This is a genomic window from Ktedonobacter sp. SOSP1-85, assembly GCF_016587415.1.
Classification (GTDB): Bacteria; Chloroflexota; Ktedonobacteria; order Ktedonobacterales; family Ktedonobacteraceae; genus Ktedonobacter.
The window spans coordinates 941295-954263 of record NZ_BNJI01000001.1 but is presented as its reverse complement, the minus strand read 5'-3'; the positions used below and the strand labels follow the sequence as shown (position 1 = coordinate 954263).

At 54.4% G+C, this 12969-nt stretch carries 11 protein-coding genes and 1 pseudogene; 5 read left to right on the top strand and 7 right to left on the bottom strand.

What is annotated here, in order from left to right; all coding sequences use genetic code 11:
* Positions 1-124: 124 nt before the first annotated feature.
* Positions 125-274, bottom strand: a pseudogene (locus KTE_RS04320) (helix-turn-helix domain-containing protein); the annotation flags it as partial.
* Positions 275-1028: 754 nt separating this feature from the next.
* On the opposite strand from KTE_RS04320, the gene KTE_RS04315 reads away from it, so the two are divergent.
* The 5 genes from KTE_RS04315 to KTE_RS04295 all read left to right on the top strand — a co-directional run bounded on the left by KTE_RS04315 (position 1029) and on the right by KTE_RS04295 (position 7757).
* The gene (locus KTE_RS04315; RefSeq protein WP_201378895.1) at positions 1029-3419 is read left to right on the top strand and encodes a PAS domain S-box protein; all 2391 of its coding nucleotides are present in this window, start codon (positions 1029-1031) and stop codon (positions 3417-3419) included.
* A 10-nt stretch (positions 3420-3429) separates the two neighbouring features.
* On the top strand, positions 3430-3804 hold the full coding sequence (locus KTE_RS04310) for a PleD family two-component system response regulator (RefSeq protein ID WP_201378893.1): 375 nt from the start codon (positions 3430-3432) through the stop codon (positions 3802-3804).
* 542 nt (positions 3805-4346) lie between these two features.
* The gene (locus KTE_RS04305; protein ID WP_201378891.1) at positions 4347-5273 is read left to right on the top strand and encodes an SWIM zinc finger family protein; all 927 of its coding nucleotides are present in this window, start codon (positions 4347-4349) and stop codon (positions 5271-5273) included.
* Positions 5274-5596: 323 nt separating this feature from the next.
* Complete coding sequence (locus KTE_RS04300) at positions 5597-6196, top strand: RNA polymerase sigma factor (protein ID WP_201378889.1); 600 nt, start codon at positions 5597-5599, stop codon at positions 6194-6196.
* Positions 6183-7757, top strand: coding sequence for a hypothetical protein (locus KTE_RS04295; RefSeq protein WP_201378887.1), 1575 nt, complete (start codon positions 6183-6185; stop codon positions 7755-7757). Before KTE_RS04300 ends, KTE_RS04295 begins: the two co-directional genes overlap by 14 nt.
* 22 nt (positions 7758-7779) lie before the next feature.
* Here the strand turns inward: KTE_RS04295 and KTE_RS04290 are convergent, their stop codons facing one another.
* The 6 genes from KTE_RS04290 to iscB all read right to left on the bottom strand — a co-directional run bounded on the left by KTE_RS04290 (position 7780) and on the right by iscB (position 12802).
* Positions 7780-8556 carry a PHP domain-containing protein gene (locus KTE_RS04290; protein ID WP_201378885.1) on the bottom strand — a complete coding sequence of 259 codons (777 nt, stop codon included), beginning with the start codon at positions 8554-8556 and terminating at the stop codon, positions 7780-7782.
* 164 nt (positions 8557-8720) lie between these two features.
* Positions 8721-10013, bottom strand: coding sequence for a transposase (locus KTE_RS04285; RefSeq protein ID WP_236600640.1), 1293 nt, complete (start codon positions 10011-10013; stop codon positions 8721-8723).
* Complete coding sequence (locus KTE_RS04280; protein ID WP_236600281.1) at positions 9904-10428, bottom strand: recombinase family protein; 525 nt, start codon at positions 10426-10428, stop codon at positions 9904-9906. The genes KTE_RS04285 and KTE_RS04280 overlap by 110 nt, the downstream gene beginning before the upstream one ends.
* 77 nt (positions 10429-10505) lie before the next feature.
* The gene (locus KTE_RS49445) at positions 10506-10577 is read right to left on the bottom strand and encodes a hypothetical protein (RefSeq protein WP_374226797.1); all 72 of its coding nucleotides are present in this window, start codon (positions 10575-10577) and stop codon (positions 10506-10508) included.
* Positions 10578-10675: 98 nt separating this feature from the next.
* Entirely contained in the window at positions 10676-11368 is a 693-nt protein-coding gene (locus tag KTE_RS04275) for an O-methyltransferase (protein ID WP_201378881.1), read from the bottom strand.
* A 120-nt stretch (positions 11369-11488) separates the two neighbouring features.
* Positions 11489-12802 (bottom strand): RNA-guided endonuclease IscB, encoded by a 1314-nt coding sequence (gene iscB, locus KTE_RS04270; protein ID WP_201378879.1) that lies wholly within the window; start codon positions 12800-12802, stop codon positions 11489-11491.
* Positions 12803-12969: the final 167 nt, after the last annotated feature.

Here is a 12969-nt window from a genome sequence, read left to right as displayed (position 1 = left end):
CTGTCGATAATACATGAGCAGATGAAAGCATGTCTACGGCGTATTCCACCCAAGCCACCGACAAAGGAACGTCGCATTCCTCCCCATGCCTGAAAGGGCAGGGGCATCCTGCAGCGTGTTTGGTGAAGGCAGTGGGTTTCTCCCCGGCCTCATATTGGCGGTTCCACTCAGCCAACGCCCAGTTCCAGACAAAGCGAGCAACCCCGGCGGCACGAGCAAGGTAGTTGGTCTGCTCAGGTGTGGGATTCAGTCTGATCTTATGGGCGCGAATCATGCGGTTCTGCTCTTTCTCTTACCTAAATATTTTCTTAAGTATAGGACAAACGTTCTCATCTGTCAAGAAGCCCGAATGCGTGGCGTCTTGCCCACGGTTGATCTCTGTTTCCAAAAAAAGTGGGAAACAGTTGCATTCTCTTTTCAAAAAACTCAAATGTATTAAATTCAATCTGCGTTCTAAAAAATAGAGTAGGATTTTCCTTTTCGCCAACAATATCTATCCTGGGCCTACTCTGAAACGAATAATCTGTTCCATTCGTGAAAGAAGTACGCCCCTTCCCGGCGATCGCGATAGAAAGGACCACGAGTCAATGCAAGCACCCGATACCCCATCTTCCCAGGAGGACCCAGGACTTGTTAAAACAATTCTCATTATCGAGGCGGTAAATAACCTAAAGGGTTAGCAGTTTACGTAGCATAGGGCCTGATAGGCCAGCAATTTTCTACTTGGTTTGCTTGATCTGTTGGACGTTCCCAATGTGGCTCGTCAGATGCACACTTTTGATGCTCGTCCCAGCTGCGCCCTTCACCTTTTCCTTCTCCCTTTGGAGAACATCACATTGTCCTGAGCAGCTAGCAGATCTCGTTCTTTGGCCAGATCATTTCCTGTGCTATACTGGGTACTATATGTGATGCAAACACATCCTCGGACGCCCATCTTGCCTCATCATTCCAAAGATCGTCCGTCTTCCATACACCATCTACTACTCGCCAGAGACCGTAGGAGTAGCTAGCTCAGGAGAGCCATACTTATGCATTTGCATCAACCCCTGGAAGAACTAGGTATCTACGAGGCCATCATTGCTTCTTCCAATGATGCCATCGTTAGTAAAACACTTGAAGGTATCATTACCAGCTGGAACCCAGCAGCCGTATCACTCTTTGGCTACACGGCCCAGGAAGCGATTGGACAATCGGTTCTGCTCATCATTCCCGAGGAATTGCACGCTGAAGAAAAGGAAATCCTTGCGACATTGCGTCAGGGCAAGCGCATTGAGCATTTTGAAACCGTTCGGCAGCGCAAAGATGGCACCAGGATCGAAGTTTCTTTGAGTATTTCCCCCGTCAAAGATCGGAACGGTACCATTGTTGGGGCGACAAAAATTGCCCGTGATGTTAGCGAACGCCGCCAGGCAGAACGCGCTCGCCTCCATCTTGCTGCTCTGGTGGAATCAGCCGATACGCCCATCATTGGGAAAACGAGTGAGGGCATTATCACCAGTTGGAATCGAGCGGCGCAGCACCTCTATGGCTATAGCGCTCAGGAGGTGGTGGGCCAATCAATCACCCTTATTTTCCCGGTTGATCGTCAGGATGAATTTATTACGATCATGGAGCGTATTCGCCAGGGAGAACGGGTCGAGCTCTATGAAACGGTCAGGCAATGCAAAGATGGCACGCGTGTGTCGGTCTCCGTCGTTGTTTCTCCTATTTATGACCATGCGGGTCTGCTCATCGGAGCCTCTGACATTGCCCATGACATCACTGAACGCAAGCGCGTCGAGGCCCAGGAGCAGATACTTGCCCAGCTCAGTCAGGTATTGGCCTCCACTCTTGACTACCAGGAAACGCTGACTGCGGTGGCACACCTGGCGGTCCCGCGCCTGGCAGATTGGTGTACCATTGAGCTGGTGAATGCGGCGGGACACCTAGAACTGGCCGAGTTCGCGTCTATCGATCCCGAGCAGGTGCGCTGGGTGCGCACCCTACGCGAGCGCTTCCCCATCGATCCTGATGCGCCACGAGGGGTAGCTCAGGTGCTGCGCAGCGGACACGCAGAACTTTACCCCGAGATCACCGATGACCTGCTGGTAGAAGCGAGGAGGAACGAGGAGGAGTTGGCGCTGGCACGGCAGATTGGTCCTACCTCCGCGATGCTGGTTCCCCTGGTCGCACGAGGGAAGATCACGGGGGTGTTCTCCTTGATAACCACCACATCCGGTAGACACTACAACGCGCTTGACCTCGCTCTGGCGGAAGAAGTGGGACGGCGCATCGGTTTAGCCCTGGAGAATGCACGGCTCTATCGAGAAGTCCAACAGAGCCGCGACCAATTTGACATTATTCTGCAGGGCGTAGCGGACGGCATTATTGTCTACATGCCCGATAATCGCGTCCTCTATGCCAACGAGGTCGCGGCCCAGATGAGTGGGGCGGCCTCGGTCCACGAGCTGCTGGACCAGCCAGACAAGATCCTGCTCACCACCTCCCCACTCATTGATGAGCAAGGACATACATTATCTCCCGAGGCGCTTCCTCACCGCCGAGTTCTGGCCGGAGCACAGGAAGCGCAGGCCACACTCAGGGTTCAAGGAACTGAACGTTGGGTGCAGATCATCTCCCGTCCAGTACGCACACAGAGTGGTGCTGTGGCCATGGTCATTTCCATTTGGCATGATATTACCGAGCGAATGCGGGTTGAGCATCGCAAAGACGAGTTTATTAGTATGACAAGCCATGAACTCAAAACGCCGATCACCAGCTTGAAAGGATTTACCCACGTCCTGCAGCGCCGCCTGACAAAACAGGGAGACGAGCAAGGCCTCTCCTACCTGGCACGCATGGATGCCCAGCTCGATAAGCTTACCAGGCTTATCAGCGACTTGCTCGATATCTCGAGGATGCAGGCTGGCAAGCTTGCATTGCGCATCGAAGCTTTTGAGCTGGATGAACTGCTCAACGAGATCGTGGACAATGTGCAGGCGACCACCACGAGCCATCAGCTACGTATCAAGGGACACACAGGAGCACAGGTGATAGGTGATCCAGATCGTCTGGGGCAAGTGTTCATCAATCTGCTGACCAACGCCATCAAGTATTCTCCAGGGGCTGAGCACATCATCATCCATCGTTTCCACGAGGGGAAGCAGGTCATCATAAGCGTCCAGGATTTTGGCATTGGTATTGACCAGAGCCATCATGATCGCATCTTTGAGCGATTCTATCAGGTAGGCCCTGAAGAGAAAACGTATCCAGGGCTGGGTATTGGCCTCTACCTGGCTCGGGAGATCGTCTCGCGCCATCAGGGTCGCATATGGGTAGAGAGCCGCAAAGGGGCTGGGAGCGCCTTTTTTGTCGCGTTGCCACAGATGGAGCCAAAAGAGCATACGGGGCCAGCAGACTCAACAGAGAGAGAAGAGTAGGAAGTGAACGATGCCACACACAACGCAACGTATTCTCATCGTGGATGATGACCCGGATATTCTCGAGTTCCTCCACATCATCCTGGAAGAGGAGGGCTATGAGGTGGTGACGACAGACGAAGGGGACTTCCTTATGCAACTGCACAACAGCGAATTTCCCCACCTTATTGTCCTGGATGTCTTGCTTTCAGGCAAAGATGGGCGCGATATTGTGCGATGGCTGAAGAGCCAACAGGAGACTCGAAAGATTCCTGTCCTGATGTTCTCAGCGCATCCTAGCGCTGAGCAAACAGTACGACAAGCGGGAGCGGATGATTTCCTGGCCAAGCCCTTCAACATTGAGGCATTCCTGGCAAAAGTCGCTCACCTCACCTGCTGCGCTTAGAGGCCGGGGCCGAAGAGCAACTGATATATGACGCGGGATTTTCGGCAAACTGGCGTTGGAGTTCCTGTGTTGACCCAGAAGCCAGAAGCCAGGTGCCTTCAAAGGCCCAGTAAACGTGTTCTAAGACAAACAGTAGTGCCCAGGCACACGCAGCGTAGCCTGTCCACACGATTCGCCGTGATGGCAAAGAAGAATGACTTAATAACGACATGTTGTCATGTCTGGTTTTTCATATTACGCAGCAGATTTCTTGAGCCTACGCTACGTCTCCAAAAATGGCACGAGCTTTTCCACTAGGAGTGAATTTGTCCTACTTTCATTGAGATATGAAATGCGTGTATACTTGCCATGAGGGAAAAGATGAAAAAGCCAAAAGAGCCTTTACGCCCGCGTACAAACGAGAAGCGCTCGTTGGTAGGGTGGGCGATGGTCCCAGTGCAAGATGAAGCTCTGGTTGAGAATGCCTTGTGGTCTGCGGATGTTTTCATCGCAATCGAAGATGTGGAGACCTCTCAAAACATTTAGAAAGGCAAAGTAAGAACATGCCCAGGCGCAGATCATCTTATGGCAGTAGGCCATACCGCTATGATGACGACGATGAAGGATACTCTGGCTATGGATGGCGTGCTACTACCCCTATACGCAGTGAGCAGGGCATTAAGGCGAAGAGCAAGCGTGGGCAGATCGGGACCCACTGGTGGTCAAAACGCTGGCTTGAGACGCTAGAGGCCCTGGGAATAGGGTCACGCCTGGCTCGTGGGCGCAGCTATGCCCGCTCGGGCCAGGTGCTCGCGCTCGAAGTCAAGGCGGGCTGTGTGACGGCAAGCGTGCAGGGAAGTTCTCCCCGCCCCTATAAAGTGGCGATTTATCTTTCTCCCCTCAGTGACCAGGATTGGGAGCATATTCTCGACATCATGGCGCAAGACGCCTTGCTGGCAGCGCGCCTGCTCTCAGGAGAGATGCCCCAGGAGATCGAGGCGCTTTTTGTACGTGAGCGGATCTCGCTCTTCCCCGAAGTAAGCGATGATCTGAGCACGAGCTGTTCCTGTCCAGACCCGGCCAATCCCTGCAAGCATATCGCGGCGGTCTACTATTTACTGGCAGAGCGGTTTGATAGCGATCCCTTCATGTTGTTTACCCTGCGCGGGCGTAGCAAGGAAGCGGTCGGGGGGGCGTTACAGCAGCGCCGCAGCCAGGTGGAAGAACTCTCTCAGGCTGAGGATTTTCTCCTGGTTGCGCAAGCCACACCACTTCAGCCGCTAGAAGAACGCCTCGATACATTCTGGCAAGAGGGAGAGGAGCTTGAAGATTTCGCGCCCCGTCCAGCTCAATCGCCAGATCCCAGCCCCATGTTGCGCGAGCTGGGAGATGCTCCCTATACCGTCGTGGGCGAGAATCTCACCAACTGGTTTGAACGCATCTATGTGAAGGCTGCTCAGTATGCGCGCGACCGATTGGAGAACGAATAAGCAGGAAAAGAGGGGAGGTGTGATTGGCAAGCGGACGCTTGCCAATCACACCTCCCCCTCTTTTCCTGTGGCAAGCTGAACTAATGAGCCCATTGGCGCGAAATTGTGAAGTAGCTCACTGTAAAAATGTGAAAAATCAGGAATAATAACTCACAGGGTACTTGACCCTGGACTAAATGATGTGGGGAAGGGGCAATTTGGTGTTGGTCTCAATATATGAATAAGCGTCAATATAATTCTTGATTCGAAACAAACATATGGCAACTTGCATTGTAGAAGGTAGAGGCCTAGAGCACAGCATCATCGCTGATGCGCGAGGGACGATGAACGCGGTATTCAATGAGCCTCAACTTGTCGAGGAGGCGTGCCAGGGGTCTATTCCAGCCTTTGAGGCTCTGGTAATGTACTATGAGCCTAAGATTCGGCGGATGCTCTATGGCATGACTCACGATGAGCAATTAACCCAGGATCTCTGTCAGGAGACGTTTTTAGCGGTTTACCGTGCTTTACCACGTATGAGTGGGGCCGATTTACGCTTTGCTCCCTGGTTGTATCGCATTGCGCTCAATCAATTGCGGAGTGAATGGCGGCGTAAGAAGCATGTAACGGTAGTCTCGCTTGCTTCGTCTGTAGATTATGATGAAGAATCTGGTGAGGGGAATCTTGAAGATGCGGCTCTCATGGCTCCTCGTTTTGAGGACAATGTTGTGGAAATGGATATGGTCAGGCGCGTCCTGGCGCGTTTGCCATCCAATTCCGCGCTCTACCTGCTGCTTGATGCTGAGGGCTTCTCCTACAGTGAGATAGCGGATATGATGCAAGATACATTGGCAGCGGTGCGCAGTCGCCTTTCGCGTGCGCGCCATGCTTTTCAACGCCTGTATGCTGGTCTCGATCAGGAAGGAAATCATGAAGGACGGTAGGCCCAGTGTTGTGGATGGGAGTCAGGTGCCTTGCCCCTGGAGTAAGGACTGCGAGCGCCTGGCGGATGTTTTGGATGGAGAATGGATCTCTGAATTTGAATTGGTACATGATGGCGATGTAGATGCGCAGCTTCTGCAGCATCTTCGCGCGCATCTTCCTCATTGTGCCTCCTGTCGCGAAACCCTTAAGCAGGCCCGGCGTACGCGTGAGCTTAGGCGAGGCATGTTGCGCGAATATTTAGCGCGCGCGGAGCAAGAAGTTCCCTCAACGGTTGGCAATATTTTCCAGGCCGTGCGTGCCGAGTCACGACAGCAGGCGAAGGGCGCTCCCATAGCTCAGCCTCCTCATTTATTGCCAGCGAAGTCTGCACAGACAACTATCTCTGATCTCCCCTTTCCTGCTCCTTCCAGGCGTCGATCTTTCAACAAGGCATTAGCCCTGGTTGCGGTTGCCGCCGTGATCATTCTTTCCTTTGGTCTCTTTAGCCGCCTGGCCTGGCTGCGTACGGGAACGCTCCAGAGCACATCCAATACCTTATCCGCTACTCAAACCGCAGACAGCGGTGTGGTATTGCCACCCGCTCCCGCACCCAACTTGAGCTTCTCCAGCGACTGGTCTTCGGCTGTCGCACTTGTAGCACAGAGTGGGAAGCAGCAGATTGCGGTCTTCGACCCGCTCAGTGGCAAACAGCGTGTAATAACGAGCACAAGTTGTGATAATGCTCAGGCAGACGCAATCGCGCATAGCGGCAAGAATATGCTTTATCATTGTTACGATGGGCAATACACTGTCTATCGCCTCTTGACGGGCCAGGCCTATCGGCTTGAAGGAGGGCAGCGCAGTAGTGGTGGTGAGTATAACGCGGTCTGGTCGACGAATGATCGCTACCTTTTCGCTATGACGCCTCACACTCTCATGCGTGTCGATATTGCTCACAACAAAGTCGAACACCTGCCTTATAGCATTAGTGCTACACGTTTGCTTTTCTATTATCAAGATAATCTGTACTTCTCCCTGGTGCAGGGAGGGAGAACGCAACTCAAGCGCATTGACCTGGTGAGCGGCGCGCAACAGGTGGTAGTGCAATCCACTGCGGAGCGGCCACAATTCTGGCTCCGACCAGACGGTCAGGCTATTTACTACACGTCGGCCTCTGCTGGCCGGGTTGGCATATATGCCGTGGGAATTGATGGTGGAAGCAGCTATCTCTTCTCACAGGACCAGGGGCTGGTGGGATTCGACCAGGATAATGCTCCTATGACCATACGCAATATTCAGGGGCAATGGCAACTGGTCAAAATTGACGTTGTCACCCAGCAGGTGAAGGCGCGTATCCAGGATATCGCTCCAGGGGCCAATGCTATTCCATTCGAAAATGTGCTTCTCTCCCCCTATGCGCATTATCTTCTCACCGGCGGCCAGTATGCCAGTAACGCACAGCGTTACTGGCTAAGTGATCTTACCACTGGTGGGGCTCAGGAAGTATTCCCGTGGTCGCAACAGGCCAACACCTCCACAGTGTCTTCCACCTGGCTGGGCTGGAGTAAAATGCAGCCATGAGGTTGAGGTTGCATTCTGCCTCTTAGAATGCCATCTCTTCTGGAACGCGCTGGCGCCAGGTACGGATGGAGGTGATCCCAGCTTCGCGTAAGAGCGGCTCTATATAGTGATGGGCCTGCGTGACCTGCGTGGGATTGTGCGCGTCAGAGCCAACGCTGATGGCGGTATGATGTTTCGCGCAGGCCCGCGCCAGGCGGCGGACAAGATTGATGTAGGTCAAGGTGTCATAGCCATTGATCTCAAGTGCGACATCATACTCTGCTGCGTCAGCGGCCAATTGCTCCAGCTCTTCGTCCAGGTTAGCGGGCAGATAGGGATTGGTGGAGCGCATACGCACGGGATGGCTGACGACACTGAAATAGCCACTTCTGACAGCGGCACGCAGCAAGGTATAGTACCTGGACCAGAGGCGCTCTCCCTCGGCACGTTTGAGGTCGTGAAGGCTCTCAAAGAGGACTCCATCGACTTCATGGACTGAACCGATGAGAAAATCCCAGGGCAGGCCCTGAAGGGTGCTCTGGATAACCTCGTTCTGCTCGGGTATAAAGTCGATTTCCAGGCCCAGGCGCACCTCGACATCCCTGTTTTTCCCGGCAGCCTGGACCTCCTCTACATAGTCTGCATAGGCGAGTATCGGCCCTTCCAGAGGCATATGCAGCAGATGGGGATGGGCTTCGCGCATCTGGAAGACGTGCTCTGAGAGTCCCAGAACGCGTATGTCTTTGTTTCTGGCTGCCTCAACCATCTGTTGAGCTGAGCTACATACAATATGGTTATGAAAATCGCTGGCGATACTCATGCAAACCTGCTACCTTTCTCATACTCGAACATGTGTAAACACTTCCGAGCGGTTAGTTGTTCCTGTTTCTGCGCCGACAGCCATCGCACGAGAACCTTTGGATCAGCCCTCTCGTTTCGGTCTCACACCGGCTCCACAGGCATTTAACGTCACGGTCGTAGCCACTACCCAGGACGGCCAACGTGAGGCTCTGCTCGTTGGCGAAGCATTTCCATTGCGAACCAGGCCAGGTTCAACGCGGCATTGAGATCCCGGTCGATCACCAGTCCACAGATCTGGCACTGATAGGTGCGGTGTTTGAGCGGCATGCGTTTCTTGACATGCCCGCAGCACGAACAGCGTTTGGTGGAAGCAAACCAGCGCGAGGCGATGAAGAGATTGCCCCCGGCGTTGGCGACCTTGGTCTTCAAGAATTGCAACAGTTGCCCCATCGCTGCATCGGCAACGGCTCTGGCGAGCTTCCGGTTGGCCATCATCCCCAGGATGTTGAGGTCTTCGATGCCGATGGCTCCACAGGTGCACGCCAACTCGGTCGTGAACTTGTGCTGGACATCCCGCCGGATGTTGGCGATCTGCTGATGCTTGCGCGCGACCTTGAGCCGTTGCTTCTCATAATTCTTGCTGAACAGGTTTCGCTTGCTTTGAGGGTCTTTCGTCTTCTGTTTCTTACTGAGCTTGCGCTGCAGCTTGCCGAGTTTCTTGAGATGGAGCGCGAACGGCCTTTGGTTCTCAAGCCGTCGTCCATCGCTCACCACAGCAGCTTGCTTTACGCCCACATCCACTCCCACCACTGGTTCGGGCGTTTTGGGGCGTTCCCGTGTGATATCTACTTGAATGGAGACGTACCAATGGCCTGCTTCACAGCAGACCGTCGCCCCCAGGATCTTGACGCGTTCGCACACGACGTGCTTGCGCTTGTTGCGCTGCTTAGTGGGAGTGTTGGCCTTCCCCTTTTCGACGAAGCGCAGCTTTTCTGCCAGGTTGACCGTTCCTAGTTTGCGCAGCAGCTTGCCTCGGTCCTTCTTCGTTTGGCGTTGATTGAGGATGAAGCGCCCTAAGCCAGGAATGGAGATCCAGTGACTGCCAACCGTGAATTTATCGTTGGAGAGGTAGAACGACTCGTGCGACTTCCCCTTTTTCTTGTACTGGGGGTAGTTCGATCTGCCCGCGAAGAAGTTGTCGTAGGCATTTTTGAGGTCATCGAACGCACCTTCTACCACACACTTCGTTACCTGATAGGTCCACGGATATTCTTGCTCCCGGATCTGGTTGAATTGCTTCTTGAGTGCGAGGGCATGTGGCGGTTTGAGCACGCGCAGCTCTTCGGGAACGGTTTCCTGCTCAGTTTTATACGCTTGGTACTGCTTTTCCCACTGCTCCCGTCCCCAGTTGTAGATGAATCGCCTCGTGCCACAGGCTCGTTTGAGGTACTCCACCTGTTCGGGGGTGGGATTCATCCGGATCTTGTGCGCGGTTTTCATCCTTCAGCGCCTTTTCTCCCGCTTTGCGGGAATGCCGCAGGCCAGACAATCTCGACGAAAAACAGTGGAGAATGCTCATCACATCCTGGACAAGCTCTTGCTCTGGAGAGAGCGTCTCCGTGTTCATCACGACCAATTCCGTGTGGTGGGTCTCGCACAGATGCTTGAGCAGAGCAAAGCGCGCCAGCCAATCCTGGTGAGCAATGAGCGCACGCTCCACTTCTCCTGCCACAATGGCATCCACCAGAGCCAGAAACCGTTTGCGCTCAACATCGAGACCCCCACCGATCTCCATCATCCAGTCGTTCACCACCAGCTGCTTGGAGACCGCATCGCTCGAGAGCGCTGCCCGTTGGTTCTGCAAGTCCGGTCGTTGAGCAGGACTCGACACCCGGCAAGAGGCTCTCGTTCGGCGAGCGCTGGCCGCTGAGGAAGGTTGAGCGCCGTGGCCAGATCGGCCTCATGATACTAGCGACGCCCAGAAAGCGTTCGTTTGGCTTTGAGCCTGCCTTCCCGGCCCCAGCGCTGCAACGTTTTCATGCTGACACCCACCTGCTTGGCAAACGGTGCAACTAAGGACACATAATAATTTTAAGGCACTTTCGCACCCTTTTTCAATACCTGGTATATATCTCCTCTTATGCCTCAGGCAGCACAACGGCGATATTGAGCCCATCCGTGTAGTCCTCATCCATGGCAAGCGCGATAGCGCGCAGGCGTGGATGCTTGAGCGTTTGAAGATTATACTGGTAAAGACCAGCCACCCCCTGGTCGTCAAGCGCACTTTCGCTGAGGGCTTGTCCCGCGCGTATGCAGTTATCGGCAACGATGATGCTTCCAGGGCGACTGAGGCGAATGGCCCAGTCCAGATAGTGTGGATAGGAGGGCTTGTCTGCATCGATGAAGACCAGGTCAAAAGGGGCCTCATCTACCAGCTGGGGCAGCGATTCATGGGCGCTGCCAACACGTACCTCGGCTCGGTCGGCGACCCCTGCCTGTTCAAACGAACGCTGGACCACCTTAGCATGCGCGGGACTGACTTCCAATGTAATCAGGCGACCAGTTGGAGGAAGTGCTCGCGCCAGCCAGATGCCGCTGTAGCCAGCCAGGGAACCTATTTCCAGAATTTTCTGAGCGTTGCAGGCTGCTGCTAAAACCTGGAGGAGCTTGCCTTGGAGCGGATTAATGTGAATGGCTGGTAGTCCTGCCTCCTTGGCTGCGGTGATGGTTGTGCGCAGCGCCTCGTCCTCGGGCGCGAAGAGTTGAACAAGATTTTCTTCGACTTCATGTCGTATACGAGCTTGCTGCTGGAGTTCAGTTTCTTGTTGCATTGGGTATAAAAATCCTTTTTATGAAATAGTCACTGGGCGAGAGGTGCATATGTTAATGCACGCTATCGTTATATCACAGAATGTGGTCTTCCTTTCAGGCTGGTTGGGTGGTGGGGCTAGTTATGCTCCTGCATAGGGTGCTCCTTTGGTGTAACTGTATCCATCGCATCTCTGAATGGGCCGACAGTACTGGTATCCCACACCGGCTACACGGGTACCTGGCTTCGTCGTGATGTCGAAGGATCCCGTTGCCCGAGCCTGCACGCGCCCAACATGGGTGCCTGCCGTCTTCAGTGGCTCTGGCACCACTGCCCGGACTAAGTCGCCGGTTTGATAGCCATGATGCACCTTCTGTCGTTGGCGGTGGCGAATCGGGAACCCATGTTTGTCTGTCCCGCACATTTGCCGGTTGCCGTGCCCGCTGGCCTTGATACACAGCGGCACGATCCCTTCTGCATGAATGGTCTCAGGTGTCGATCTGCCCACGCAGGCTGCATCAAGCCAGTGTATTTTCGCCAGCCCTCTCTTCGTTCTATTGAACTTCGTGAGCCCACCGCTGCCACACTCTATCGGCAGGCCGAACGGTTTCAATCGCTCAAAGAGCGCCCATCGCGTTGCATTGACGGCAGTCGCATCTTTGAGCGGTGCCTTCGCCTGAGCCACTATTCTGGCAAGCAGTTCCGGCTTTTTCTTGAGAAACACTGCAATATCCTGCGTGCCCTTTTTCTGATTACATGGCCCGCAGGACAGCGTGAGATTTGAGGCTCTCTCGGTGCCTCCCTTCGCCTTTGGCTGGATGTGTTCTATCTGCAGCGGCACATCGGACCTGCCGCAGTAGGCACACGTGCGGTGCCACTTGTCGAGCAGGTATTCTCTGAGCTCGTATCCTGCCAGCGTTCCCTGCTGATACTCTGCCCCGCACATCTCAGGGTTTTCCATCTGCTGGAGATCGAATTTGACCAGTTCCATGCTGATCGCGCTGACCGGGCACAGCTTTTGGAGGCGGTGTACGAGGCTCTTGATATTGCTGATCCGACTCTGTAACGAGGGCGGGAGCCAGCCCCGTGGTCTGCGCCGATTGCTGAAACGTGGTTTTCTGTATCTGGTCTGGCGGTTCCTGCGTGAGCGGCGCACCCCTCGGCGCGATTGCAGAGCACCCTTGATCGCATGTCCGCGATGAGAGAGGTCGGCGGCAAAAACCACCTGACCGGACTGGTCATTGACCAGGGCGATGCCAGTGGTGTTGCTCCCTGGATCAAGCTTGAGCCTGAGCGGGGTCAATAATGGCTGCTCTACGCTGGTCTTGAGCACAATCGTGAAGGGATAGCGTTTGAGCACGGCAGCTTTGCCCGATGAAAGCAAGATGCGTGCGCGACCTGGATGCACTGGGTTCAAAGGGTGCCGGTCGGTATCGACAACGAAAACGTAGGACATACGATGGACTCCTTTTGCTCGTTCCCGAGCCTCAACGCGGGGCAAGCCCCTTGTTGGTAATGGTGGCCTCGACGATGTTCTCAGGCGGCACATCCGACGAGCACTGGGTATACCCACGCCCTGTTTAACCCGCCGGTTGTAGAGCTGCACGCTGGCCTCGCACGCGC

Bases quoted from the DNA above. Each gene is read 5' to 3' on its own strand.
- KTE_RS04285 (WP_236600640.1), bottom strand. From the start codon at position 10,013: ATGAATCCCACCCCCGAACAGGTGGAGTACCTCAAACGAGCCTGTGGC.
- KTE_RS04315 (WP_201378895.1), top strand. From the start codon at position 1,029: ATGCATTTGCATCAACCCCTGGAAGAACTAGGTATCTACGAGGCCATC.
- KTE_RS04310 (WP_201378893.1), top strand. From the start codon at position 3,430: ATGCCACACACAACGCAACGTATTCTCATCGTGGATGATGACCCGGAT.
- KTE_RS04300 (WP_201378889.1), top strand. From the start codon at position 5,597: ATGAACGCGGTATTCAATGAGCCTCAACTTGTCGAGGAGGCGTGCCAG.
- KTE_RS04305 (WP_201378891.1), top strand. From the start codon at position 4,347: ATGCCCAGGCGCAGATCATCTTATGGCAGTAGGCCATACCGCTATGAT.
- iscB (WP_201378879.1), bottom strand. From the start codon at position 12,802: ATGTCCTACGTTTTCGTTGTCGATACCGACCGGCACCCTTTGAACCCA.
- KTE_RS04290 (WP_201378885.1), bottom strand. From the start codon at position 8,556: ATGAGTATCGCCAGCGATTTTCATAACCATATTGTATGTAGCTCAGCT.
- KTE_RS04275 (WP_201378881.1), bottom strand. From the start codon at position 11,368: ATGCAACAAGAAACTGAACTCCAGCAGCAAGCTCGTATACGACATGAA.
- KTE_RS04295 (WP_201378887.1), top strand. From the start codon at position 6,183: ATGAAGGACGGTAGGCCCAGTGTTGTGGATGGGAGTCAGGTGCCTTGC.